General features: G+C 64.9%; 26 protein-coding genes. 11 read left to right on the top strand and 15 right to left on the bottom strand.

The features are described 5' to 3' along the window. The first annotated feature begins 45 nt into the window (after positions 1–45). Positions 46–618, top strand: a complete 573-nt coding sequence (locus KAQ61_RS02290) for a YceI family protein (protein WP_210930364.1) — start codon at positions 46–48, stop codon at positions 616–618. 112 nt (positions 619–730) lie between these two features. Here the strand turns inward: KAQ61_RS02290 and KAQ61_RS02285 are convergent, their stop codons facing one another. Beyond that, positions 731–1,264, bottom strand: coding sequence for a type 1 glutamine amidotransferase domain-containing protein (locus tag KAQ61_RS02285; RefSeq protein ID WP_210930363.1), 534 nt, complete (start codon positions 1,262–1,264; stop codon positions 731–733). Between the two features lie 193 nt (positions 1,265–1,457). Next, positions 1,458–1,931, bottom strand: a complete 474-nt coding sequence (gene moaE / locus KAQ61_RS02280) for a molybdopterin synthase catalytic subunit MoaE (RefSeq protein WP_210930362.1) — start codon at positions 1,929–1,931, stop codon at positions 1,458–1,460. Between the two features lie 116 nt (positions 1,932–2,047). Between moaE and KAQ61_RS02275 the strand changes: the two genes are divergently transcribed. Further along, the gene (locus tag KAQ61_RS02275) at positions 2,048–2,302 is read left to right on the top strand and encodes a hypothetical protein (RefSeq protein WP_045267287.1); all 255 of its coding nucleotides are present in this window, start codon (positions 2,048–2,050) and stop codon (positions 2,300–2,302) included. 9 nt (positions 2,303–2,311) lie between these two features. Then, positions 2,312–2,638, top strand: a complete 327-nt coding sequence (locus KAQ61_RS02270) for a hypothetical protein (RefSeq protein WP_045267288.1) — start codon at positions 2,312–2,314, stop codon at positions 2,636–2,638. Positions 2,639–2,729: 91 nt separating this feature from the next. Here KAQ61_RS02270 and KAQ61_RS02265 read toward each other — a convergent pair whose 3' ends face one another. Continuing rightward, positions 2,730–3,617, bottom strand: a complete 888-nt coding sequence (locus tag KAQ61_RS02265) for a LysR family transcriptional regulator (RefSeq protein ID WP_183301097.1) — start codon at positions 3,615–3,617, stop codon at positions 2,730–2,732. A gap of 132 nt (positions 3,618–3,749) precedes the next feature. Between KAQ61_RS02265 and KAQ61_RS02260 the strand changes: the two genes are divergently transcribed. Next, positions 3,750–4,964, top strand: coding sequence for a CaiB/BaiF CoA transferase family protein (locus KAQ61_RS02260; RefSeq protein WP_210930361.1), 1,215 nt, complete (start codon positions 3,750–3,752; stop codon positions 4,962–4,964). Positions 4,965–4,995: 31 nt separating this feature from the next. Then, on the top strand, positions 4,996–5,994 hold the full coding sequence (locus tag KAQ61_RS02255) for a Bug family tripartite tricarboxylate transporter substrate binding protein (RefSeq protein ID WP_042411189.1): 999 nt from the start codon (positions 4,996–4,998) through the stop codon (positions 5,992–5,994). Positions 5,995–6,118: 124 nt separating this feature from the next. Here the strand turns inward: KAQ61_RS02255 and KAQ61_RS02250 are convergent, their stop codons facing one another. The 7 genes from KAQ61_RS02250 to KAQ61_RS02220 form a co-directional block, all read right to left on the bottom strand. After that, positions 6,119–6,454 carry a recombinase family protein gene (locus tag KAQ61_RS02250; RefSeq protein ID WP_210930360.1) on the bottom strand — a complete coding sequence of 112 codons (336 nt, stop codon included), beginning with the start codon at positions 6,452–6,454 and terminating at the stop codon, positions 6,119–6,121. Between the two features lie 3 nt (positions 6,455–6,457). Further along, entirely contained in the window at positions 6,458–6,709 is a 252-nt protein-coding gene (gene moaD / locus KAQ61_RS02245) for a molybdopterin converting factor subunit 1 (protein WP_042411193.1), read from the bottom strand. A 20-nt stretch (positions 6,710–6,729) separates the two neighbouring features. Then, entirely contained in the window at positions 6,730–7,974 is a 1,245-nt protein-coding gene (locus tag KAQ61_RS02240; protein ID WP_210930359.1) for a molybdopterin molybdotransferase MoeA, read from the bottom strand. Continuing rightward, on the bottom strand, positions 7,971–8,534 hold the full coding sequence (mobB, locus tag KAQ61_RS02235) for a molybdopterin-guanine dinucleotide biosynthesis protein B (protein ID WP_210930358.1): 564 nt from the start codon (positions 8,532–8,534) through the stop codon (positions 7,971–7,973). The genes KAQ61_RS02240 and mobB overlap by 4 nt, the downstream gene beginning before the upstream one ends. Before the next feature lie 79 nt (positions 8,535–8,613). Continuing rightward, positions 8,614–10,038 carry a threonine synthase gene (thrC, locus tag KAQ61_RS02230; protein ID WP_045267294.1) on the bottom strand — a complete coding sequence of 475 codons (1,425 nt, stop codon included), beginning with the start codon at positions 10,036–10,038 and terminating at the stop codon, positions 8,614–8,616. A gap of 155 nt (positions 10,039–10,193) precedes the next feature. Beyond that, positions 10,194–11,528, bottom strand: coding sequence for a homoserine dehydrogenase (locus KAQ61_RS02225; RefSeq protein WP_154163753.1), 1,335 nt, complete (start codon positions 11,526–11,528; stop codon positions 10,194–10,196). 73 nt (positions 11,529–11,601) lie between these two features. Then, the gene (locus tag KAQ61_RS02220; RefSeq protein WP_154163754.1) at positions 11,602–12,885 is read right to left on the bottom strand and encodes a pyridoxal phosphate-dependent aminotransferase; all 1,284 of its coding nucleotides are present in this window, start codon (positions 12,883–12,885) and stop codon (positions 11,602–11,604) included. A 171-nt stretch (positions 12,886–13,056) separates the two neighbouring features. Here KAQ61_RS02220 and KAQ61_RS02215 point away from each other — a divergent pair, with 171 nt between their 5' ends. The 4 genes from KAQ61_RS02215 to KAQ61_RS02200 all read left to right on the top strand — a co-directional run bounded on the left by KAQ61_RS02215 (position 13,057) and on the right by KAQ61_RS02200 (position 16,448). Further along, positions 13,057–13,425 (top strand): Mth938-like domain-containing protein, encoded by a 369-nt coding sequence (locus KAQ61_RS02215; protein ID WP_210930357.1) that lies wholly within the window; start codon positions 13,057–13,059, stop codon positions 13,423–13,425. A 138-nt stretch (positions 13,426–13,563) separates the two neighbouring features. Continuing rightward, complete coding sequence (locus KAQ61_RS02210; protein ID WP_042411211.1) at positions 13,564–14,052, top strand: peroxiredoxin; 489 nt, start codon at positions 13,564–13,566, stop codon at positions 14,050–14,052. Positions 14,053–14,222: 170 nt separating this feature from the next. Next, positions 14,223–16,040 carry a PhoH family protein gene (locus KAQ61_RS02205; protein ID WP_210930356.1) on the top strand — a complete coding sequence of 606 codons (1,818 nt, stop codon included), beginning with the start codon at positions 14,223–14,225 and terminating at the stop codon, positions 16,038–16,040. Continuing rightward, on the top strand, positions 16,041–16,448 hold the full coding sequence (locus KAQ61_RS02200; protein WP_210930355.1) for a hypothetical protein: 408 nt from the start codon (positions 16,041–16,043) through the stop codon (positions 16,446–16,448). A gap of 164 nt (positions 16,449–16,612) precedes the next feature. On the opposite strand, the gene dnaB is transcribed toward KAQ61_RS02200, so the two are convergent. The 5 genes from dnaB to rpsF all read right to left on the bottom strand — a co-directional run bounded on the left by dnaB (position 16,613) and on the right by rpsF (position 19,715). Next, entirely contained in the window at positions 16,613–18,040 is a 1,428-nt protein-coding gene (gene dnaB, locus KAQ61_RS02195) for a replicative DNA helicase (RefSeq protein ID WP_043379136.1), read from the bottom strand. A 235-nt stretch (positions 18,041–18,275) separates the two neighbouring features. Continuing rightward, complete coding sequence (rplI, locus tag KAQ61_RS02190; protein ID WP_042411223.1) at positions 18,276–18,728, bottom strand: 50S ribosomal protein L9; 453 nt, start codon at positions 18,726–18,728, stop codon at positions 18,276–18,278. A gap of 12 nt (positions 18,729–18,740) precedes the next feature. Continuing rightward, complete coding sequence (gene rpsR, locus KAQ61_RS02185; protein ID WP_042411225.1) at positions 18,741–19,022, bottom strand: 30S ribosomal protein S18; 282 nt, start codon at positions 19,020–19,022, stop codon at positions 18,741–18,743. An 18-nt stretch (positions 19,023–19,040) separates the two neighbouring features. Then, positions 19,041–19,331 (bottom strand): primosomal replication protein N, encoded by a 291-nt coding sequence (gene priB, locus KAQ61_RS02180; RefSeq protein ID WP_045267300.1) that lies wholly within the window; start codon positions 19,329–19,331, stop codon positions 19,041–19,043. A gap of 21 nt (positions 19,332–19,352) precedes the next feature. Next, the gene (gene rpsF, locus KAQ61_RS02175; protein WP_042411228.1) at positions 19,353–19,715 is read right to left on the bottom strand and encodes a 30S ribosomal protein S6; all 363 of its coding nucleotides are present in this window, start codon (positions 19,713–19,715) and stop codon (positions 19,353–19,355) included. 194 nt (positions 19,716–19,909) lie between these two features. On the opposite strand from rpsF, the gene grpE reads away from it, so the two are divergent. Both grpE and dnaK read left to right on the top strand, forming a co-directional pair. Then, positions 19,910–20,464 (top strand): nucleotide exchange factor GrpE, encoded by a 555-nt coding sequence (gene grpE, locus KAQ61_RS02170; protein WP_043379129.1) that lies wholly within the window; start codon positions 19,910–19,912, stop codon positions 20,462–20,464. Positions 20,465–20,555: 91 nt separating this feature from the next. Then, a complete protein-coding gene (dnaK, locus tag KAQ61_RS02165) occupies positions 20,556–22,505 on the top strand; it encodes a molecular chaperone DnaK (RefSeq protein ID WP_210930354.1) in 1,950 nt (649 codons plus the stop codon). Positions 22,506–22,600 lie beyond the last annotated feature (95 nt).

The following is a 22,600-nucleotide window of genomic DNA, read 5'->3' as shown; positions in this document are numbered from 1 at the left end:
TTATCTGTGTTCTTTGTTCCCGCTTTTCACCAAGGAGATTCCACCATGCGCTCGACCCTGATTGCCCTGACTGCCACCGGCCTGCTGGCCACCGCCGCCCACGCGGCCCCTGCGGCCTACGCCATCGACCCCACCCACACCTTCGCGACCTTCGAGATCGACCACTTCGGCGCCTCGACCAACCGCGTGCGCTTTGACAAGAAGAGCGGCACCGTGCAGTTCGACAAGGCCGGCAAGAGCGGCAAGGTGGAAGTGGCGCTGGACATGAACTCCGTGAACTCCGGCACCGCCGCCTTCGACAAGCACCTCAAGAGCGCGGAAATCTTCAACGCCGAGAAGTTCCCCGAAGCCAAGTTCGTCTCCGACAAGTTCGTCTTTGACGGCGACAAGCTCAAGGAAGTGACCGGCCAGCTGACCCTGAACGGCCAGACCCACCCCATCACCATCAAGTCCAACAAGTTCACCTGCTACGACAGCCCCATGCTCAAGCGGGAAGTCTGCGGCGGCGACTTCGAGGCCACCATCGACCGCACCCAGTGGGGCGTGAACTACGGCGTGGACTGGGGCTTCCCCAAGAACGTGCGCCTGGTGCTGCAGATGGAAGCCGTCAAGCAGTAAGCGCGACACAGCATGCGGGAAGGCGGCCTTGCGGCCACGCTTCCTCGCACAGCCAAAAGCGGGCCCCTGGGCCCGTTTTTTCATGCCCGCGCGGTGCAGCGGGGCGCGCGCTTCACAGCGGCGGGTGGTGCTCGGCCAGCAGTTGCAGCATGGCGGTGTTGAACAGCGGCAGGTCTTCCGGCGTGCGGCTGGTGACCAACTGGCGGTCGGCCACCACCACCGGGCTGTCCTCATAGCTGGCGCCCGCGTGCTGCAGGTCGTCCGCAATCTGTGCCACGCCGGTCATGGCGCGGCCGCGCACCACGCCGGCGCTGACCAGCAGCAGCGGGCCGTGGCAGATGGCAAAGATCGGCAGCCGGCGCGCATCGCAGTCGCGCACGAACTGCAGCACCCGCGGGTCGCGGCGCAGCACACCGGGCGAACGCCCGCCTGGGATCAGCAGGCCCGCATAGTCGGCCGCCCGCGCCTGCTCGATGCCCAGATCGATGCGCAGCGGCAGTTGCTCCGCGCGGCTCTTGACGATGCGCCCTGGCTCCACATCGATGTTGAAGATGGCATAGCCTGCGGCCCGCAGGGCGTCCACGGGCGAGAGGTATTCGCTGTCCTCAAACCCCTCGGTGACCAGCACCGCAATCGACCGGCTCATGGCAGCCCTCCTTGGCCCAGGTGGATCCTGCCGGCCATGGTGGCCCGCCGCGCAACCGACGTCTGTCGGCCAAGGTGGCGCCCCGCTGTCGCCCGGGCCTGACGCCGTCGTGCGGCCTGCGTTGGCGGCATGGCAGCACCGCCGGCCACCGGGGAGAAGCCCGTCGCGCCCCGGCCTGCGCCGGCGCAGGGTGTCAGTGGGCGGGTGTCTCGGCCCAGCGGGACAGGGCCTGTTCGTCGCTGACGCGCGCATCCACCCAGCGTGCGCCTTCGGGGGTCTGCTCTTGCTTCCAGAACGGGGCCTCGGACTTCAGGTAGTCCATGATGAACTCGCAGGCCTGAAAGCTCATGCCACGGTGGGCCGAGGTGACGGCCACCAGCACGATCTGGTCCAGCGGCTGCAGCGGGCCGATGCGGTGGATCACGCGCGCGCCGAAGATGCCGAAGCGCGCCACGGCGCGGTCGATGATGGCCTCGATGCACTTTTCCGTCATGCCGGGGTAGTGCTCCAGCTCCATGGCCGAGACACTGGCGCCCTCGTTGCGGTCGCGCACCGTGCCGACGAAGCTGCACACCGCCCCCACGCGCGCATCGCCCGCGCGCAGCGCGGCCAGCTCGGCGGAAACATCAAAATCTTGGTGCTGGATCAAAACACGGGGTGCAGTCATGGCGCAGATTGTGGCGTAGGTCGCGCAGCACATGCCCACATGCCAGCGAAACCCTGCCCAGCCACGGTAGCATTGCGGCCCCGCGGCTTTTCGCCACCCTCTTTTTTGTCTTTCGCATGGCCACCCAAACCATCGACACGCCGGAGTACATGCTGTACCCCTCGCCCCGCAACGAACACCGTGTGGTGTTCGAGCACCAGTGCTTCGTGCCCCACCCCTACGCCATCATCCACCTGCCGGACTACGACTTCGAGGGCCGGGCCACGCTGTTCTCGGCCCAGCGCAAGCAGGACGGCCGCATGGGCCAGCTGGTGACCTGCGAGCTGGAAATCGACATCGTGCGTTTCGAGCGCCTGTTCGACCCCGACTGAGCGCCCCCGATGGACGACACCAGCCAGATCCAGCCCCCGGCCAGCTTTGCCGACCTGTTCCGCAGCCGCGCCGGCGTGCTCAAAACCCCGATCGCCGAGGTCGTGGCGCGCTACGAGCTGTGCGAGGACCTGGCCTGCCACCTGGTGGAGCAGGCCCAGACCCTGTACCACAGCGGCAACTCCAGCGAGGAAGGCGTGCTGCTGGGCTTTCACAGCGCGCTGGCGGCCGAGGGCTCGGTCGTCACGGCCGTGGAGGCCGGCTGGGTGATCCAGCGCCTGGCCGAGCTGCTGGAGTGGAAGGCACCGCGACTGCCCGATGGCACGGAATCTGCCTGAAATACGCCTTCAGCCCAGCACCCACGGGCGCTGACTGCTCACAAAAAAGCCGCCTCCAGGGGCGGCTTTTGCATGCCGGCACCACCCCGGCTCAGGCGGCCACGGCCGGGGCCTGCGCCTTGTCCAGCAGGAAGGCCATCAGCGTCTGCTGGGCCTTGGTCTGGTAGCGCGACGGCATGTGCAGCAGGTACAGGTTGGAGCGCAGAAAGGCCAGGTCGCGCTGCGGCACAGACAGCCGCAACAGGTGGCCGGAGGCGATCTCGTCGGCCACCATGTAGTCCGGCACCAGGCCGGCGCCCAGGCCCTGCAGGATGGCGTCGCGCAGGAAGAAGAAGTTGGCCGACATCAGCCGCGGGCGGATGTCCGCGCTCTGGCCGGCCAGCTTGAGCTTTTCGCCCGTCAGCTCCGAGGTGATCAGCGGCAGTTGCTTGAGCGCGGCCAGCGTCTGCACCGGACCGTAGGTCGCCACCAGCTGCGGCGCGGCACAGGCTGCATATTCCACCGTGCCCAGGTTGTGCGTCACCAGGTGGCTGGGCGCATCGCCCATGACGCGGATGGCAAAGTCCACCGCGCCCTTGACCAGGTCCTCGATGGCGTTGTCGAAGATCACCTCCAGCGTCACCTCCGGGTAGCGGCGCATGAACTCCATCAGCCACGCCGCCATGGTGTGCTGGCCGTAGCCGCTGGGCACGCTCAGGCGCACCGTGCCGCCCAGGCTGCGCCCCAGGTGCTGCAGCGACTCCTCGGCCGCCATCAGCTCGTGGCGGATTTTCTTGCCGTGCGCATACAGCTGGCGCCCCAGCGCCGTGGGCTCCAGCTGGCGCGTGCTGCGCTTGAGCAGTTCGGCCCCCAGGCTTTTCTCGAAGTGGTTCAGCCGCTTGCTGACGTTGGCGCGGCTCATGCCCAGCTTCTGCGCCGCACGGCTGAGGTTGCCGCTGTCGATGATGTCCACCAACAGGGCCAGGGCGTTCAGGTCCATTGTCAACTTTCAGTTTTCATATCTGTTGAATATTAATTGCAATTGTCAAAAATTAATACCAATCCGACAATGCAAGCACTGTGCGATGGCCGCCGCAGTTGCGACAGGCCACCCTGACGGAGACCCACACCCATGCCTGCATCCATCCACGCAGCCCACCTGCCCCTAGCGGGGGTCCGCGTCCTTGACCTGTCCCGCGTGCTGGCCGGCCCCATGTGCGCCATGGCCCTGGCCGACCTGGGCGCCGACGTCATCAAGGTCGAGCACCCCGCCCGCGGCGACGACACCCGCGACTGGGGTGTGCGCGTCGGCACGCGCAACACTTCCTACTTCAACAGCGCCAACCGCAACAAGCGCTCCATCACCCTGGACCTGCAAAGCCCGCAGGGCGCGCAGATCGCCAAGGACCTGGCGGCGCAGTGCGACGTGGTGATCCAGAACTTCAAGGTCGGTGGCGCCGAAAAGCTGGGTCTGGGCTATGAGCAGCTGCAGGCGCTGAACCCGCGGCTGGTGTACTGCTCGATCTCGGGCTATGCCCGCTTCACGCCCGAGGCCCAGCGCCCTGGCTACGACCTGGTGGTGCAGGGCGAATCGGGCGTCATGGCCACCAATGGCGAATACGGCCAGGGCCCGCTGAAGTTCGGCGTGGCCGCCGTGGACATGTTCACGGGCATGTACTCCGCCCAGGCCATCCTGGCAGCCCTGTTCGCCCGCCAGCGCAGCGGCCAGGGCCGCCATGTGCAGATGGCCCTGTACGACTGCGGGGTGATGATCACCTCCTACTACGGCATGGAAGCCCTGCTCAAGGACGGAGACCCGCCCAAGTTCGGTAATGCCCACCCGTCCATCGTGCCCTACGGCGTGTTCGAGGCCGCCGACGGCCCGCTGGTCATCACCGTGGGCAACAACGGCCAGTTCCAGCGCTTTTGCCAGGACGTGATCCAGCGCCCCGACTGGGCGGCCGACGAGCGCTTTGCCACCAACACCGGCCGCTCGGCCCACCGCGAACTGCTGCTGCCGCAGATCCGCCAGGCCCTGCAGGGCTTCACGCGGGCCGAGCTGCTGGAGCGCCTGGTGCGCGCGCAGATTCCCTGTGGCGAGGTGCTGGGCATGCTGGACGCGCTGCAGTCCGAGCGCACCGCCCAGGCCGGCCTGCTGCACCGCTACGACGACGCCGAAGCCGGCACCCAGGCCGTGCTGGCCCCGCCCTATGCCATGGACGGCCAACGCCTGCCCGTGCGCCGCCCGCCCCCGCACCTGGGCGAGCACACCCACAGCGTGCTGCAGGAGCTGCTTCAGCTGGACACCGCGGCCCTGGCCGCATTGCAGGAAAACGGCGTCATCTGACGCCCGTGTTTGTACAACAAGGAGACATCGCATGAACCCCTCATCCATCCGCCGCCGCCAGTTGCTGGCCTGGAGTGCCGCCGCCCCGCTGCTGGGCTGGACCGGCTACAGCCGGGCCCAGGGCGCCTGGCCCAGCAAGATCATCAAGATGGTCGTGGCCTTCCCCGCGGGCGGCCCCACCGACACGGCGGCGCGCATCGTGGCGCAAAAGCTGAGCGAGCGCCTGGGCCAGCAGATCATCATCGAGAACAAGCCCGGCGCTTCCGGCTCCATCGGCACCGCCAGCTTCATCAAGAGCCCGGCCGACGGCTACAACCTGTCCATGTTCGGCATGCCGGCCCTGCTGGCGCCGCTGATGTACAAGAACAATGCCTACGACGTGACCAAGGACTTCGCCGCCGTCGCCACCGTCTACGACCTGCCCATGGCGATCGTGGTCAACCCCGCGGTGATTCCGGGCGTGGACGACCTGGCCGGCCTGATCCGTTTCATCAAGGAGAGCAAGGAGCCGCTGAACTTCACCAGCTCGGGCACCGGCAGCTTCGGCCACCTGGCGATGGAGCAGCTCAAGGAACTGGGCAAGTTCGACCTGATGCACGTGCCCTACCGTGGCAGCGCCCCGGCCGTGGCGGACCTGCTGGGCGGGCAGATCGGCATCATGTTTGCCGACGTGGTGGCGGCCCTGCCCCACATCCATGCCGGCAAGCTCAAGGCCATCGCCCTCAGCTCGCCCAATGCCAAGGCCTTGCTGCCCAAGACCAGGACCGTGTCCGAACAAGGCTTCCCGGGCTTTGACTTCGACTCCTGGGGCGGCCTGATCGCCCCCCTGGGCACGCCCCAGGCCATCCTTGACCGCATTGCCAGCGAGACGCGCGACATCGTGGCCAAGGACAAGGAGCTGCAGCAAAAGCTGCTGACGGCCGGCGCGATCGCCTCGTTCCAGGACGGCAAGCAGATGCAGGCGCGCCTGAACAAGGACTACGAGCGCTGGAGCGCCATCGTCAAGGCCAAGGGCATCAGCGCCACCTGAGCCCCGCCGCAGGACACAGCCCCCAAAGCCATCCCCGTGCCACATGGGGATGGCTTTTTTTTAGGGCCGGGCCCCAGCCGGGGCGCAGGGCCTGGAGGGTCCGCAGCCGCGCGCCGGGTCGCCGTCAGGCCGAAGCGGCCTGGGCCCAGTCGGCGTAGCGGTTCAGGATGCGCTGCACCTGGCCGTGGGTCCACGGCCCGCCCTTGGCGGCGGGAATGCCGCGTGCGTTGAGGACTTCGGCCATCTTGCGGTGCGTCAGGCCCTGCGCCACGAATTCGGCAAACAGCGCTGCGTGCTGCTTGGCAAAAGCGTCTGCGACGCTCTTGCGCTTTTCCACCGTGGCGCGGAGGTTGTCCGCACCGGCCTTGCCCAGCTGCACGCCGCGGGCCTTGGCCTCGCTCAGGGCCTGGCGCGTGCGGCGGCTGATGGCGGCATCCACCGCCTTGGGAGCATCGTTCATGGCTCAGCCCCCGGTGACAGGGGGAAAGAACGCGACTTCATCGCCGGCCTTCAGGGGCGCATCGCCCTGGCACAGGTCCTGGTTCAGGGCCATGCGCACAGCCTTGCCCGGGGCCAGGGCGGCCGCGGCCGCGGGGCTGCGGGCCATCAGCGCCTCACGCAGCGCCCCCACGGTGGTGGCACTGGTCTGCAGCGCTTCGCTGCCGGTGCCCATGGCCTCACGGATGGAGGCAAAGTAACGCACAGTGATATTCATAGAGTTGCTCTCCGGGGTGCTCACATCAACTCGGTGAAGGGGATGAAGCGCACGCTGTCGCCGGGCTGGATGGGCGTCAGCGGCGGGTTGTCGATCAGGCCATCGCCCCACACGGTCGAGGTCAGCACGCCCGAACCCTGGTTGCCGAACAGCTGCAGCCCGCCCTGGCCGTCGTGGCGGGCGCGCAAAAACTCGCGGCGCTTTTCCAGCTTGGGCCAGGCGAACTGCGCGGTGACCGTCGTGGCCCTGGGGGCGACGTCCTGCAGGCCTTGCAGGCGCAGGACAAAGGGCCGCACCAGCAGCAGGAAGGTGATGAAGCTGGAGACCGGGTTGCCGGGCAGGCCCATGAAATGCGCCACGCCCTGGCGGGCATCCTGGCCGTTGCGGAACACCTGGCCATACGCAAACGGCTTGCCGGGCTTCATGGAAATCATCCACAGGTTCAACGCGCCCTGCTGCTCCACGGCCGGCTTGACGTGGTCTTCCTCGCCCACGGACACGCCGGCGCTGGACAGCACCAGGTCGCAGTCCTGGGCCACACGGTGAATGGCCTCTGCAGTCTGCGCGCGGTGGTCGGGCAGGATGCCGCCATCCACCACCTCGCAGCCCAGCCGCTGCAGCAGCGCGCGCAGGAAATAGCGGTTGCTGTTGTAGATGCTGCCGGGGCGCATGTCCTGCGGGGCCACGGTGCCGGGCAGCACCAGTTCGTCCCCCGTGGAGAACAGCGCCACGCGCGGCTTGCGGCCCACGGGCAGCGTGGCCATGCCGATGCTGGCGGCCAGGCCGATGGCGGCGGGCGTCAAGCGCGTGCCGGCGGCCAGCACGGTGCTGGCCAGGGCAATGTCTTCGCCCGCACGGCGAATGTTCTGGCCCGGCTTGGGCGTCGCGTTGAACTGCACGCGCCCGTCTTCCAGCACGGTGGTGTCTTCCTGCATCAGCACCGCGTCGGCACCGGGAGGCACGGGGGCCCCGGTGAAGATGCGGGCCACGCTGCCGGGCTGCAGTTCGGTGCCGACATGGCCGGCGGGGATGCGCTGGCTCACGGGCAGGGCCACGCCGGCGACGGGGAGGTCGGCCACGCGCACGGCGTAGCCATCCATAGCGGAGTTGTCCTGGGGCGGCACCTGCAGGGCCGAGGTGCAATCGGCACGCAGCACGCGGCCATCGGCGTTGAACAGGTCGACATGCTCCACGCCCAGTGGCAGGGCCTGGGCCAGTACGGCGGCCAGGGCTTCGTCCAGGGTGGTCAGGGCTTGGGGCTTCATGCGTGCTCTCCTTGTGGGCGACGGTATTCAAAACGGCTGGCATTGGCCAGCATCCAGTCCGCGATCTGTGCGGGCTGGTTCATGTCGAGCAACTGCACATGGGCCGGCGGCTGCTGAGGCAGGGCCGCCGCATCGTCGGTGGCCAGCGCCACCACCTGCGGATCCTCGGGAAAGCGCAGGGGCTTGGCGGGCTTGCCACTGGCGGGGTCGGGCTGGCGCCAGATTTCCACCTTGGGCAGGTCGCCGTGCTTGAAGCCTTCGATCAGCACCCAGTCGACCTGGGGGCTCAGCTCGGCCAGCATGGCATGCACGTCCAGGTCCTGTGCGGTGCTGAACTCGCGCACCAGGGCCAGGCGCCGGTCGCAGACCAGCAGCACCTCCTGGGCACCGGCCTGGCGGTGGCGCCAGCTGTCCTTGCCCGGCAGGTCGATGTCCACGTCGTGGTGGGCGTGCTTGACGGTGGACACGGTCTGCCCACGCGCACGCAGTGCGGCGATCAGGTGCTCCAGCAGGGTGGTCTTGCCGGCGCCGGAGTAAGCGGCAAAGCCCAAGGCTTTCATGCGTTGTGCTCTCTTCCAAATAGCAACCGGCGCTTGTGGAACAAGCGCCGGCGCTCAGTTTCATGCCTAAAGCCCAGGCTCAGTCGCAGTGCTGCTGAATATAGGCTTTGACCTTTTCCACATCCGCCGGCATGACCACCACACGCTTGGGCAGGTCTTCGATGCCGTCGAACTTGGCGGGACGCTCGGGCTGGCGGCCCAGGGCTTCCTCGATGGTGGCCGCGAACTTGATGGGCAGCGCGGTTTCCAGCACCAGCATGGGCTCGTGGCGCAGGTGCTCACGGGCCACCTTCACGCCGTCTGCGGTGTGGGTGTCGATCATCTGGCCCAGACGCTGGTAGCAGTCCTTGATGGTAGCCAAACGGTCGGCGTGCGTGCTCTTGCCGCTGACAAAGCCGTACTTCAGGGCCGCATCCTGGAAGCAGGCGTCCTGGCTCAGGTCGAACTTGCCTTGCTTGGCTACGCCTTCGGCAAACAGCGCCTGGGTGCGCGCGCCATCCCGGCCGACCAGGTCGAACACAAAGCGCTCGAAATTACTGGCCTTGGAAATGTCCATGGACGGGCTGGAGGTCTCGTAGGTGTTGACCGCGCCGCGCACCTGGTAGACGCCGGTGCGGAAGAATTCGTCCAGCACGTCGTTCTCGTTGGTGGCCACCACCAGCTGGGCAATCGGCAGGCCCATCTGGCGCGCCACATGGCCGGCGCAGATGTTGCCGAAGTTGCCCGAAGGCACGGTGAAGCTGACCTTCTCTTCGTTGCGGGTCGTCGCCTGCAGGTAGCCGGCAAAGTAGTACACCACCTGGGCCAGCAGGCGCGCCCAGTTGATGGAATTGACGGTGCCGATCTTGTACTTGGCCTTGAACGCATGGTCGTTGGACACGGCCTTGACGATGTCCTGGCAGTCGTCGAACACGCCTTCGATGGCGATGTTGTGGATGTTGGCGTCCTGCAGGCTGAACATCTGCGCCTGCTGGAAGGGGCTCATGCGGCCGTGGGGGCTGGTCATGAACACGCGCACCCCCTGCTTGCCACGCATGGCGTACTCGGCCGCGCTGCCGGTGTCGCCAGAGGTGGCGCCCAGGATGTTCAGGGTTTCACCACGGCGGGTCAGCTCGTACTCGAACAGGTTGCCCAGCAGCTGCATGGCCATGTCCTTGAAGGCCAGCGTGGGGCCGTTGGACAGGGCTTCAATCCGCAAATTGCCTTCCAGCGTGCGCACGGGCACGATGGCCTCGGTGCCAAAGACTTCCTGGGTGTACGTCTTGGCGCACAGGGCGCGCAGGTCGTCGGCAGGGATGTCGTCGATGTACAGCGACAGGATCTCGAACGCCAGCGCGGCATAGCCTTGGGTGGCCAGCGTGGTGCGCAGCTGGGTCAGCTTGGCATCGTCGATCTGGGGGTACTCGACCGGCAGGTACAGGCCGCCATCGGGCGCCAGGCCTTCGAGCAGGATGTCGCAAAAGCGTTTGCGGTCGGCATGACCACGGGTGGACAGATAAAGCATGGTGCTTCCTCGTCAATATTCGATTCAAAAGCCCTGCTTGCGTGTCCATGCCAACTTTCGCCAAGGACGCCGAGCAAGGGCCGCCCCGCAGCGAGGGCGTCGTCCCCCTCCAGCGCAGCCAGAGAGGGGGAAGGCGCACAGCGCCTCAGGGGGAGTTAGTTCAATTCCTCTTTGCGGATGCGCGTGATCGGCGCCAGCACGGTGGGCAGGCCCTGGATTTCAGCCAGCGCCTTGTCCATATCGCCTTCGCGGGTGTCGTGGGTCAGGATGATCAGGTCGGTCTGGGTCGAACCTTCGCCGCCCACTTCATCGGCTTCGCGCTGCAGCACGGCGTCGATGCTGATGCCGGCATTGGCCAGCAGCGTGGTGATCTTGGCCAGCACGCCGGCTTCGTCGGCCACGCGGATGCGCAGGTAATAGCTGGTCACCACCTCGGCCATGGGCAGCACGGGCAGTTCCTTGCCGGCAGCGCCCAGGGTGCTGCTTTGGAAGGCCAGGGGCGGCACGCTGTGGGCGGGGTCTGCACCGTGCAGGCGGGCGATGTCCACCAGATCGGCAATCACGGCCGACGCGGTGGGCTCGGAGCCCGCACCCTTGCCGTAGTACAGCGTGGTGCCCACGGCGTCGCCGTTCACCACCACAGCGTTCATGGCGCCTTCGACGTTGGCGATCAGGCGCTTGGAGGGCACCAGCGAGGGGTGCACGCGCAGCTCAATGCCCTTGTCCGTGCGCTTGGTGATGCCCAGCAGCTTGATGCGGTAGCCCAGCTGTTCGGCGTACTTGATGTCGGCGCCTGCCAGCTTGGTGATGCCTTCCACATAGGCCTTGTCGAACTGCACGGGGATACCGAAGGCAATCGCGCTCATCAGCGTGGCCTTGTGCGCGGCGTCCACGCCTTCGATGTCGAAGGTGGGGTCGGCTTCGGCATAGCCCAGGCGTTGCGCTTCCTTGAGCACCACGTCGAAGTCCAGGCCCTTGTCACGCATTTCGGACAGGATGAAGTTGGTCGTGCCGTTGATGATGCCGGCCACCCACTGGATCTGGTTGGCGGTCAGGCCTTCGCGCAGCGCCTTGATGATGGGGATGCCACCGGCCACGGCGGCTTCATAGGCCACGATCACGCCCTTGTCGGCCGCCGCCTTGAAGATTTCGGAGCCGTGCACGGCCAGCAGCGCCTTGTTGGCGGTCACCACGTGCTTGCCCGCAGCGATCGCTTCCAGCACCAGGGCCTTGGCGATGCCGTAGCCGCCGATCAGCTCGACCACCACGTCGATGTCGGGGTTGGCGATGATGGCGCGGGCATCGCCCACCACCTGGACGGCATCACCGACGACTTGCTTGGCGCGCGTGGTATCCAAGTCGGCCACCATGGCAATCTCAATGCCACGACCCGCGCGGCGGCGGATCTCTTCCTGGTTGCGCTGCAGCACGTTGAAAGTGCCGCTGCCCACGGTGCCAATGCCCAACAGGCCTACTTGGATCGGTTTCATAGTCTCATTACGCTTTCACGTCAAAAAGGGCTGTAGCGCTTACGGGGTCTGCGCTTACAGCTATCAAAAATGCTTAGGCCGCAGCGTCGGCCTTGGGTTTGGATTTGGCGGCCGGCTTGTTCAGCAGCTTGTCCGTGCCATGGCGCTGGCGGTACTTGGCCAGGAAGGTGGCCAGGCGGTTGATGGCCTCGCGCAGATCGGGCTCATGCGGCAGGAAGACGATGCGGAAGTGGTCGGGATTGGGCCAGTTGAAGCCCGTGCCCTGCACCAGCATGACCTTGGTTTCCTGCAGCACTTCGAGGAAGAATTCCTGGTCGTCCTTGATGGGGTAGATCTCGGGGTCCAGGCGCGGGAACATGTACAGCGCCGCCTTGGGCTTGACGCAGGACACGCCGGGGATGGCGTTGATCAGCTCCCAGGCCACATCGCGCTGCACGCGCAGGCGGCCGCCTTCCTTGACCAGCTCGTCGATGCTCTGGTGGCCGCCCAGTGCCGTCTGCACGGCCCACTGCCCAGGCACATTGGCGCACAGGCGCATGTTGGAGAGCATGTTCAGGCCCTCGATGTAGTCCTTGGCGGGCTTCTTGTCGCCGGAGATCACCATCCAGCCGGCGCGGTAGCCGCAGCTGCGGTAGGCCTTGGACAGGGAGTTGAAGGTGATGGTCAGCACGTCGGCGGACAGGCTGCCCAGGGGCGTGTGCTTGACGTCGTCGTACAGCACCTTGTCGTAGACCTCGTCGGCAAACACCACCAGGCCGTGCTCACGCGCCAGTTGCAGGATCTCCAGCAGCAATTCCTTGGAGTACAGCGCACCCGTGGGGTTGTTGGGGTTGATGACCACGATGGCCTTGGTGCGGGGCGTGATCTTGGCGCGGATGTCCTGCAGGTTGGGCATCCAGCCGTTGTCCTCGTCGCACATGTAGTGCACGGGCGTGCCACCGGACAGGCTGGTCACGGCCGTCCACAGCGGATAGTCAGGCGCTGGCAGCAGCATCTCGTCGCCGTTGTCCAGCAAGGCGTTGGTGGCCAGGGCGATCAGCTCAGAGGCGCCATTGCCCAGGTAGATGTCGTCCAGCGTCACTCCCTTGATGCCCTGGCGCTGGGTTTCGTGCATCACGGCCTTGCGCGCCGCGAAGATGCCCTTGCTGTCGGAATAGCCGGCCGAGTTGGGCAGGTTGCGGATCATGTCCTGCTGCACTTCCTCGGGGGCATCGAAGCCGAACACCGCCAGATTGCCGATGTTCAGCTTGATGATCTTGTGACCGTCCTCTTCCATCTGCTTGGCCGCATCCATGATCGGCCCTCGGATGTCATAGCAGACGTTGGACAGCTTTGCGGATTTTTGGACAGTCTTCATGGAAATATGCCACCTATTGCTTCAACAGCGCCAAGGCGCGCCCGCGCCCCGGTGAAACCTATAATTTGACCACACTTCGGCCGGCCGCCCTCCCCGCAAAATGCGGTGGCCATGCTCCCGGTATACCAGGCAGCGCCCTGGCCCACGCCGCCATCACAAGGAACACCCTCCATGAAACTCCACGCTGACCACTCCGACGTGCAAATGGTCACGGGGTACGGCCCCGGCTGGCTGACCGTCAACAAGCAGGAACACCGCGGCAACCTGCTGCTGGGCGCCAGCGGCTTCCTGCGCCCCTGGGACTGCACGGACTTCGCCTCGCTCACGCCCCAGCACTTCGCCGCACTGGCCGAACTCAACGCCGAACTCATCATCTTCGGCTCCGGCAGCAAGCTGCGTTTCGTGCACCCCGCCTGGCTGCAACCACTGATGCACAAACGCATCGGACTGGAGACCATGGACACCCACGCCGCCTGCCGCACCTACAACGTGCTGGCCGCAGAAGGCCGCAATGTGATAGCCGCACTGCTCTTGGAGTAATATCCGCACGGGGCTCGTCAAAATTCGCGTTTCGGGGTAAAATCGCAGGTTGCGGTCGGGGGCGTACCTACCCATAAAAGCAATACACACCCTACACCCCTCGGCATTCCAACGACTACTCCCGAGAGATCAAAGCGCATGGCGATCGTTGTCAACAAACCCCTTCCCGAATTTGAAGCCAACGCGACAGGTGGCGTGAAGGTATCCAACACCTCGCACACCGGCCAGATTGTGATTCTGTACTTCTACCCGAAGGACAACACCCCTGGCTGCACCACCGAGGCCATGCAGTTCCGTGACAAGTTCAAGGACTTTGAAAAGGCCGGTGCCGTGGTGTTCGGCGTGTCGCGCGACAACATGAAGTCGCACGACGACTTCAAGGAAAAGCTGGAACTGCCCTTCGAGCTGATCGCCGACACCGAAGAAAAGATGTGCCACATGTTCGGCGTGGTCAAGAACAAGATCATGTACGGCAAGAAGGTCAAAGGCATCGAGCGCTCCACCTTCCTGGTGAATGCCGACGGCATCCTGGTGCAGGAATGGCGCGGCCTGAAGGTTCCCGGCCACGTGGACGAAGTCCTCAAGGCTGTCAAGGCACTGAAGACTGCCGCCAAGCAAGCCGCCTGAAATACCACGCCACAGCGCTGACATCGGTGTCGGCACCAAGGCATGCATAATGGGTCTCATGCCTTTGCGCGTTTTGACCCTGCATTGCAAACCCACCTCCCCCAAAGCCGCCTGGGCCTGTGCCCGGCGGCTTTGTGTTTTTTACAGCCCTCACAAGGACTGACTCGCTTATGCCATTGCCTCCCGCCCCGACCAAACGCGCCGCCCGTGTAGCCAAGGAAGCCTTTGACGTCACCGCACGCACCAGCAAACGCGCGACAGCCGCCGCCAGCCCGGACACCGAGGACACGCTGCCGACACCCCTGCCCAGCACGCCTGCGCCGGCCTTGACACCGCCGCCCGCGCGCAGCGGCAAGAAAGCCGCCAGCACCGCCACGGCCAGTGCAGCAACCACGGCAGCCGCGCAAAGCCTAGCGCAGCAACGTGCTGCCGTGCAGCAAAAGGCGGCGACCGCCGCCCCTGCGCCAAAGGCAACCCCTGCACCCGCACCGGCCACGCCCGCGGCCAGCAACCGCAAGCGCAGCACCACCCCCGCGACGGCGGCACCCGCAGCGGTCGCCAGCAACCCGGCACGCCCGACCAAGAAGCGCACGGGCCAATCCTGCCTGTTTGTTCTGGACACCAATGTGCTGCTGCACGACCCCACCAGCATCTTCCGCTTCGAAGAGCACGACATCTTCCTGCCCATGGTGGTGCTGGAAGAGCTGGATGCCCACAAGAAGGGCATGACCGAAGTGGCCCGCAACGGCCGCCAGGTCAGCCGCATGCTGGATGCCCTGGTGGACGCGCAGCAGAGCGCCGATCTGGCGATTGGCCTGCGCCTGGACGCCAGCGGCAACAAGGGCTCCACCGGCCACCTGTTCTTCCAGACGGTGCCGCTGGACTACCGCCTGCCCGCCAGCCTGCCCCAGGGCAAGGCCGACAACCAGATCCTGGGCGTGGTCCAGGCCCTGCGCGCGGCCAAGCAAGGCCAGCAGGAAGTCATCCTGGTGTCCAAGGACATCAACATGCGCGTCAAGGCGCGCGCCCTGGGCCTGCCGGCCGAGGACTACCGCAACGACAAGGCGCTGGACGACGGCGACCTGCTGTACACCGGCAGCCTGGCCCTGCCCGCCGACTTCTGGCGCAAGGCCAAGAACGTCGAAAGCTGGCAGCAGGGCGGACGCAGCTTCTACAGCCTGAGCGGCCCCGTCACGGCGCCCATGCTGATCAACCAGTACGTGTACTTTGAAGCGCCGGGCGAGCCCAGCCTGCATGCCCGCGTGACGGAGATTCGCGACAAGACCGTGGTGCTGGAGACCCTGCGCGACTACAGCAGCAGCAAGCACAACGTCTGGGGTGTGAACGCACGCAACCGCGAGCAGAACTTCGCCCTGAACCTGCTGATGGACCCCGAGGTGGACTTCGTCACCCTGACCGGCACGGCCGGCACCGGCAAGACGCTGATGGCCCTGGCCGCCGGCCTGTGCCAGGTGCTGGACGAGCGCCGCTACACCGAGATCATCATGACCCGCGCCACCGTCAGCGTGGGCGAGGACATCGGTTTCCTGCCCGGCACCGAGGAAGAGAAGATGGGCCCCTGGATGGGTGCCCTGGACGACAACCTGGAATTCCTGGCCAAGGGCGACGGCGGCAACCCCAACGAATGGGGCCGTGCCGCGACCAATGAGCTGATCCGCAGCCGCATCAAGATCAAGAGCATGAACTTCATGCGTGGCCGCACCTTCCTGAACAAATACGTCATCATTGACGAGGCCCAGAACCTGACGCCCAAGCAGATGAAGACCCTGATCACCCGTGCCGGCCCCGGCACCAAAATCATTTGCATGGGCAACCTGGGCCAGATCGACACCCCGTACCTGACGGAAGGCAGCTCCGGCTTGACCTTTGCCGTGGACCGCTTCAAGGGCTGGCCGCACAGCGGTCACATCCAACTGGCGCGCGGCGAGCGCTCGCGCCTGGCGGACTTTGCCAGCGAGGTGCTGTAAATGGCGATCAGCTGGGTGGCAGCCCTGAAGATGGTGCCCTGGACCGATGTAATCCAGGCGGCACCGCACGTGCTCAAGGCCGCCAAGGGGCTGATAAAGAAAAGCCCCGAGCAGGAGGCGGCCGACGCGATGGCGACGGCCGCCCCCTCCGCCCACCACACAGCCAGCCTGCCCAGCAGTGCGGGCGAGCTGGCGCTGCAGCAGGTGGCACAGCTGGAAGCCCGCGTGCAGCAGCTGGAGGCCGCCCAGCGCGCCTCGGCCCAGGTGCTGGAGCAGATGGCCGAGCAGCAGGCGCAGATCGTGCAGACCGTGGGCCTGCTGCGCACCGGCGCCACCCGCCTGGCCTGGGCCTGCGGCGTGCTGGGCGTGTGCGTGCTGGGGCTGCTGATCGCCTTGCTGCGTCAATAAAAGAAGCAGCCTGCGCTGGAAAGACGAGAGTTTCAACACCTCAAGGACTGCAACTCTATGAATAACCAGCGCTGACAGCTCCTCTTTTTGAGGCACCCTCCAACAAAAAGGGCCTTGCCGCCATGGCAAGGCCCTTTTTTCATTGCTTCGCGCCGGGTACGCCCTCAATAGGCGTCGCTGTCGTAGCCCATGGCCAGGTTCTCGAAGCGCGTCTGGTTCTTCTGGAAGAACAGCTTCACCGTGCCCGTGGGGCCGTTACGCTGCTTGCCGATGATGACCTCGGCAATGTTCGGCTCCTTGGAGTCCTTGTTGTAGTAGTCGTCGCGGTAGATGAACATGATGATGTCCGCGTCCTGCTCGATGGCGCCCGATTCACGCAGGTCGGACATCATGGGGCGCTTGTCGGTGCGCTGCTCCACCGAACGGTTCAGCTGCGACAGCGCAATCACCGGGCACTGCAGCTCCTTGGCCAGCATCTTCAGGCCCCGGGAGATTTCCCCCAGCTCGGTCGCGCGGTTGTCACCGCCACCGCCGCTGGAGCCACTCATCAGCTGCAGGTAGTCGACCACGATCAGACCCAGCTTGCCGCACTGGCGCGCCAGGCGCCGCGCATTGGCGCGCAGCTCGGACGGCGTCAGCCCTGGCGTCTCGTCGATGTGCAGCGAGATCTGGCTGAGCTTTTCCACCGCCTCGGTCAGGCGCGCCCACTCATCGTGCTCCAGCTTGCCGGTGCGCAGATTGCCCTGGTTCACCTTGCCGATGGAACCCACGATACGCACCGCCAGCTGGGCGGCGCCCATTTCCATCGAGAAGATGGCGACCGGCAGGCCTTCGTTGAGCGCCACGTGCTCGGCAATGTTCACCGCGAACGAGGTCTTGCCCATGGACGGGCGCGCCGCCAGCACGATCATGTCGCCGGCCTGCAGGCCACTGGTCATGCGGTCCAGGTCGGCAAAGCCGGTGGGAATGCCGGTCACATCTACCGGGTTGTCCGCCATCTCCTGCACCCGGTCCAGCAGGTCGCCCACCAGGGTGTCCATGCTCTGGAAGCCCTGCTTCATGCGCGAGCCTTCCTCGCCGATGGCGAAGATCTTCTGCTCGGCCTCGTCCAGGATGCGCTCCACCGGCTTGCCCTGGGGGTTGAGCGCATTCGTGGCGATCTCATCACTCACCGTCAGCAGTTTGCGCAGGATGCCCTTCTCACGCACGATCTCCGCATAGCGGCGGATGTTGGTCGCGCTGGGCACGTACTGGGCCAGTTGGTTGAGGTAGAGGATGCCCCCCACCTCTTCGGCCTTGCCCATGCTTTGCAGGTGCTCGAAGACCGTGATCACGTCGGCCGGTTTGCTGTCGTTGATCAGCTTGCCGATGGCGGCATAGATCTGCTGGTGCTCGTGGCGGTAGAAATCGCGCTCGGTCAGCAGGTCCCCCACCCGGTCCCAGGCGTTGTTGTCCAGCAGCAGACCGCCCAGCACGCTGGATTCGGACTCCATGGAGTACTGCGGCAGGCGCAGCTTGGCCACCTGCTGGTCCTCGGCGGCAGCCGGCGCGCCAAAAACATCATCATCCAACGGAGGCATCACAGAAGACATGGTCGACCCACAAAAAGACAAGCCCATGATCGTAGCGCCGCCGTCGGCTGCCGTCATCCACCGATGCAGGCAGCCCAGCGTCGGCATGGACTTCGCGGCCAGGGATAGCCCCTGAACCGCTGAAATAAAAAGAGCTGCAAGCGCAGGTTCAGCAAGCGCCAGCGCCTGTTTTCATCCTGAAAACACAAAAGCCGCCCGAGGGCGGCTTTTGGTGTGTCGGAAAGTTTCCGAAAGCTTAGGCAGCTTCGCCAGCCACTTCCACGGTCACTTCGACCAGCACGTCGGTGTGCAGAGCCACTTCCACGGTCGAAACCGACACGGTCTTGATGGGACCGTTGGGCATGCGCACTTGTGCCTTGTGCACGCCAAAGTTTTGTGCCTTCAGGGCGTCAGCGATGTCGTGGTTGGTCACGGAACCAAACAGACGGCCGTCCACGCCAGCCTTTTGCGACAGCTTCAGGGTGAAGCCGTTCAGCTTCTCGCCTTCGGCTTGGGCAGCAGCCAGCTTCTCGGCAGCAGCCTTTTCCAGTTCGGCGCGCTTGGCTTCGAACTCGGCCTTGGCAGCAGCCGTGGCGCGACGGGCTTGGCCCGAAGGGATCAGGAAGTTGCGAGCGTAGCCGTCCTTGACCTTGACGATATCGCCCAGGTTACCCAGGTTCACAACCTTTTCGAGCAGGATGATTTGCATGGTTGTGACTCCTTAGATCTTGTGCTGGTCGGTGTAGGGCAGCAGAGCCAGGAAGCGAGCGCGCTTGATGGCAGTGTTCAGCTGACGCTGGTAGATGGCGCGCGTGCCAGTCAGGCGAGCGGGGATGATCTTGCCGTTTTCGGCGATGAAGTCACGCAGGGTGTCGACATCCTTGTAGTCGATCTCTTCCACACCAGCCACGGTGAAGCGGCAGAAGCGCTTGCGCTTGAACAGCAGCGACTGGGTGTTGCGCTTGGGGCGCTTGTCTTTGTTGAATTTCTTGAACGTGGCCATTGCTGGACCTCTTGAAAATTAATTTTGTTGAATATCCTGGATGTGCAGCACCACGGTTTTGCTGTTGCGCGGTGTGGCCAGAAAACCTTGGAATCTCCAAGAACTTCCGGGTGCCTGGCGGGCGAGTCGCTCGGCCAACGCACCAAATGCCACCGCTTTCACAGCTGCCGAGACCTTGCGCGGGCTGCCTGCTTCCATCTGGGAGGATTCGTGCACCAGGCGCAAATCCAAGGCGGGCAATCCGGCGGGGGTGTACCGCAGAGCGGGCAGCTCATCGATACAGGCGGTCAGGACAACGTGGTTTTCCACTCTCCAAGCGAAGGCCTGAAATTAGGCTTCAGCGGCTTGGTTGGCCTTGCGGGCTTCTTCGCGCTCGACAGTCTTCATCATGGAAGAAGCGCCGGTGTCGGCCTTCTTCTTTTGCACTGTCAGGTGACGCAGCACGGCATCGTTGAACTTGAACGCGTGTTCCAGTTCAGCCATCACAGCCTGGTCGGCTTCGATGTTCAGGCAGATGTAGTGGGCCTTGGCGAGCTTGTTGATCATGTAGGCCAGTTGACGACGGCCCCAGTCTTCTTCACGGTGCACTGCACCGCCGCCGGCGGTGATCATGCCCTTGTAGCGCTCCAGCATGGCTGGAACTTGCTCGCTTTGATCCGGATGGATCAACAAAATGATTTCGTAATGACGCATGAAAACTCCCTTTTGGGTTAAGCCCCCCGCTGCGCCTGTAGCGGTGGAGCAAGGCAAAACGCGAGATTATAGACACTCCTCTCCAGGCTTGTACACTTGTCCCTGCAATACCCTTTGGGTGACCCGGCCCTTGAAAGCCGCCAAGGCACCCCCATGTGAACTGGCAAGGTTCATTCTTCTGAGACGCTATCCACATGTCCGAACAACACACTACGCCCCACACAGCCCCTGTTGACGCCTCGACCGAGGAACTGGAGGCTGCGATGGCTGCCAATGTGGCCGACGAAATCTCTCGCCTGCAGGCCGAGCTGGCCGAACTCAAGGCCAAGAACGCCGACATGGCCGACCAATTCCTGCGCGCCAAGGCCGACGCCGAGAACATGCGCCGCCGCGCCGAGGAGGAAGTCAGCAAGGCGCGCAAATTCGGCATCGAAAGCTTTGCCGAAAGCCTGCTGCCCGTGTGCGACAGCCTGGACGCCGCCCTGGCCATCCAGAACGCCACGGCCGAGCAACTGCGCGAGGGCTCGGACGCCACCCTGCGCCAGCTGCAGCACGCGCTGGAGCGCAACAAGGTGGTCACCATCGCCCCCGCGGCGGGCACCAAGTTCGACCCCCACCACCACCAGGCCATCTCCATGGTCCCCGCCGACCAGGAAGCCAACACCGTGGTCAGCGTGCTGCAAAAGGGCTACCTGATTGCCGACCGTGTGCTGCGCCCCGCGCTGGTGACGGTCGCGGCGCCCAAGTAAGGCCACGTAAAAAATCTTGACACCATGGCTTGAAGCCCCGGGAACAACCCTTAGCTAAGAGCCAATCAACCAAACATTCGGAGCATTTCAAATGGGCAAAATCATCGGTATTGACTTGGGCACCACCAACAGCTGCGTGGCCATCATGGAAGGCAACACCACCCGCGTGATCGAAAACAGCGAGGGTGCGCGCACCACGCCTTCGATCATTGCGTACCAGGAAGACGGTGAAATCCTGGTCGGCGCCTCCGCCAAGCGCCAGGCCGTGACCAACCCCAAGAACACCATCTACGCCGCCAAGCGCCTGATCGGCCGCAAGTTCGACGAGAAGGAAGTGCAAAAGGACATCGACCTGATGCCCTTCACCATCACCAAGGCCGACAACGGCGACGCCTGGGTGGAAGTGCGCGGCCAGAAGCTGGCACCTCCCCAGATCAGCGCCGAAGTGCTGCGCAAGATGAAGAAGACCGCCGAGGACTTCCTGGGCGAGACCGTGACCGAGGCCGTGATCACCGTGCCCGCGTACTTCAACGACGCCCAGCGCCAAGCCACCAAGGACGCCGGCCGCATCGCCGGCCTGGAAGTCAAGCGCATCATCAACGAACCCACCGCTGCAGCCCTGGCCTTCGGCCTGGACAAGGTGGGCGCCGGTGACCGCAAGATCGCCGTGTATGACCTGGGTGGCGGCACGTTCGACGTGTCCATCATCGAAATCGCCGACGTGGACGGTGAAAAGCAGTTCGAAGTGCTGTCGACCAACGGCGACACCTTCTTGGGCGGCGAAGACTTCGACCAGCGCATCATCGACTACATCATCAGCGAGTTCAAGAAGGAACAGGGCGTGGACCTGTCCAAGGACGTGCTGGCCCTGCAACGCCTGAAGGAAGCCGCTGAAAAGGCCAAGATCGAGCTGTCGAACTCCGCACAGACCGACATCAACCTGCCTTACATCACGGCCGACGCCACCGGTCCCAAGCACCTGAACATCAAGCTGACCCGCTCCAAGCTGGAAGCCCTGGTCGAGGACCTGATCGAGCGCACCATCGCCCCTTGCCGCACCGCGATCAAGGACGCCGGCATCTCCGTGTCCGACATCCAGGACGTGATCCTGGTCGGCGGCATGAGCCGCATGCCCAAGGTGCAGGAAAAGGTCAAGGAATTCTTCGGCAAGGACCCCCGCAAGGACGTGAACCCCGACGAAGCCGTGGCCGTGGGCGCTGCCGTGCAAGGCCAGGTGCTGGCCGGTGACCGTTCCGACGTGCTGCTGCTGGACGTGACCCCCCTGTCCCTGGGTATCGAAACCCTGGGCGGCGTCATGACCAAGATGATCACCAAGAACACGACCATCCCCACGAAGTTCGCGCAGACCTTCTCGACCGCGGACGACAACCAGCCTGCGGTGACCATCAAGGTCTTCCAGGGTGAGCGTGAGATGGCCTCGGGCAACAAGCTGCTGGGTGAATTCAACCTGGAAGGCATCCCTGCCGCACCCCGTGGCGTGCCCCAGATTGAGGTGAGCTTCGACATCGACGCCAACGGCATCCTGCACGTCGGCGCCAAGGACAAGGGCACCGGCAAGGAAAACAAGATCACCATCAAGGCCAACTCGGGTCTGTCGGAAGAAGAAATCCAGCAGATGGTCAAGGACGCGGAACTGAACGCGGCCGACGACAAGAAGAAGCTGGAACTGGTGCAGGCCCGCAACCAGGGTGAAGCCGCCGTCCACAGCGTCAAGAAGAGCCTGAGCGAGCACGGCGACAAGCTGGATGCCGCCGAGAAGGACGCCATCGAAGCCGCCACCAAGGAGCTGGAAGAAGCCCTGAAGGGCGAGGACAAGGACGCCATCGAAGCCAAGACCACGGCCCTGATGACCGCCAGCCAGAAGCTGGGCGAGAAGGTCTACGCCGAAGCCCAGGCTGCGGCCGCCGCCGGTGGTGGTGCCGAAGCCGCCGACGCGGGTGCCGCTCAGCAGCAGCAAAAGCCTGCGGGGTCCAACGATGACGACATCGTGGATGCCGAAGTCAAGGAAGTGAAGAAGTAATTCGAAGCAGCGGCATTCCTGACCGCTTGCCGCCGCGCCGCCCCAGCTGATGGGGTCTTGCGCGGCGTTCCTGTTTTTTATTGGCTGTAGCAACC

Source organism: Comamonas aquatica, from assembly GCF_018064205.1.
In the GTDB taxonomy this organism is placed as follows: Bacteria; Pseudomonadota; Gammaproteobacteria; order Burkholderiales; family Burkholderiaceae_C; genus Comamonas; species Comamonas aquatica.
This window is presented reverse-complemented; position numbering and strand designations above follow the sequence as displayed.

Coding starts and splice junctions, on each gene's coding strand:
- KAQ61_RS02290 (WP_210930364.1), top strand. CDS start 46: ATGCGCTCGACCCTGATTGCCCTGACTGCCACCGGCCTGCTGGCCACC.
- KAQ61_RS02285 (WP_210930363.1), bottom strand. CDS start 1,264: ATGAGCCGGTCGATTGCGGTGCTGGTCACCGAGGGGTTTGAGGACAGC.
- moaE (WP_210930362.1), bottom strand. CDS start 1,931: ATGACTGCACCCCGTGTTTTGATCCAGCACCAAGATTTTGATGTTTCC.
- KAQ61_RS02275 (WP_045267287.1), top strand. CDS start 2,048: ATGGCCACCCAAACCATCGACACGCCGGAGTACATGCTGTACCCCTCG.
- KAQ61_RS02270 (WP_045267288.1), top strand. CDS start 2,312: ATGGACGACACCAGCCAGATCCAGCCCCCGGCCAGCTTTGCCGACCTG.
- KAQ61_RS02265 (WP_183301097.1), bottom strand. CDS start 3,617: ATGGACCTGAACGCCCTGGCCCTGTTGGTGGACATCATCGACAGCGGC.
- KAQ61_RS02260 (WP_210930361.1), top strand. CDS start 3,750: ATGCCTGCATCCATCCACGCAGCCCACCTGCCCCTAGCGGGGGTCCGC.
- KAQ61_RS02255 (WP_042411189.1), top strand. CDS start 4,996: ATGAACCCCTCATCCATCCGCCGCCGCCAGTTGCTGGCCTGGAGTGCC.
- KAQ61_RS02250 (WP_210930360.1), bottom strand. CDS start 6,454: ATGAACGATGCTCCCAAGGCGGTGGATGCCGCCATCAGCCGCCGCACG.
- moaD (WP_042411193.1), bottom strand. CDS start 6,709: ATGAATATCACTGTGCGTTACTTTGCCTCCATCCGTGAGGCCATGGGC.
- KAQ61_RS02240 (WP_210930359.1), bottom strand. CDS start 7,974: ATGAAGCCCCAAGCCCTGACCACCCTGGACGAAGCCCTGGCCGCCGTA.
- mobB (WP_210930358.1), bottom strand. CDS start 8,534: ATGAAAGCCTTGGGCTTTGCCGCTTACTCCGGCGCCGGCAAGACCACC.
- thrC (WP_045267294.1), bottom strand. CDS start 10,038: ATGCTTTATCTGTCCACCCGTGGTCATGCCGACCGCAAACGCTTTTGC.
- KAQ61_RS02225 (WP_154163753.1), bottom strand. CDS start 11,528: ATGAAACCGATCCAAGTAGGCCTGTTGGGCATTGGCACCGTGGGCAGC.
- KAQ61_RS02220 (WP_154163754.1), bottom strand. CDS start 12,885: ATGAAGACTGTCCAAAAATCCGCAAAGCTGTCCAACGTCTGCTATGAC.
- KAQ61_RS02215 (WP_210930357.1), top strand. CDS start 13,057: ATGAAACTCCACGCTGACCACTCCGACGTGCAAATGGTCACGGGGTAC.
- KAQ61_RS02210 (WP_042411211.1), top strand. CDS start 13,564: ATGGCGATCGTTGTCAACAAACCCCTTCCCGAATTTGAAGCCAACGCG.
- KAQ61_RS02205 (WP_210930356.1), top strand. CDS start 14,223: ATGCCATTGCCTCCCGCCCCGACCAAACGCGCCGCCCGTGTAGCCAAG.
- KAQ61_RS02200 (WP_210930355.1), top strand. CDS start 16,041: ATGGCGATCAGCTGGGTGGCAGCCCTGAAGATGGTGCCCTGGACCGAT.
- dnaB (WP_043379136.1), bottom strand. CDS start 18,040: ATGTCTTCTGTGATGCCTCCGTTGGATGATGATGTTTTTGGCGCGCCG.
- rplI (WP_042411223.1), bottom strand. CDS start 18,728: ATGCAAATCATCCTGCTCGAAAAGGTTGTGAACCTGGGTAACCTGGGC.
- rpsR (WP_042411225.1), bottom strand. CDS start 19,022: ATGGCCACGTTCAAGAAATTCAACAAAGACAAGCGCCCCAAGCGCAAC.
- rpsF (WP_042411228.1), bottom strand. CDS start 19,715: ATGCGTCATTACGAAATCATTTTGTTGATCCATCCGGATCAAAGCGAG.
- grpE (WP_043379129.1), top strand. CDS start 19,910: ATGTCCGAACAACACACTACGCCCCACACAGCCCCTGTTGACGCCTCG.
- dnaK (WP_210930354.1), top strand. CDS start 20,556: ATGGGCAAAATCATCGGTATTGACTTGGGCACCACCAACAGCTGCGTG.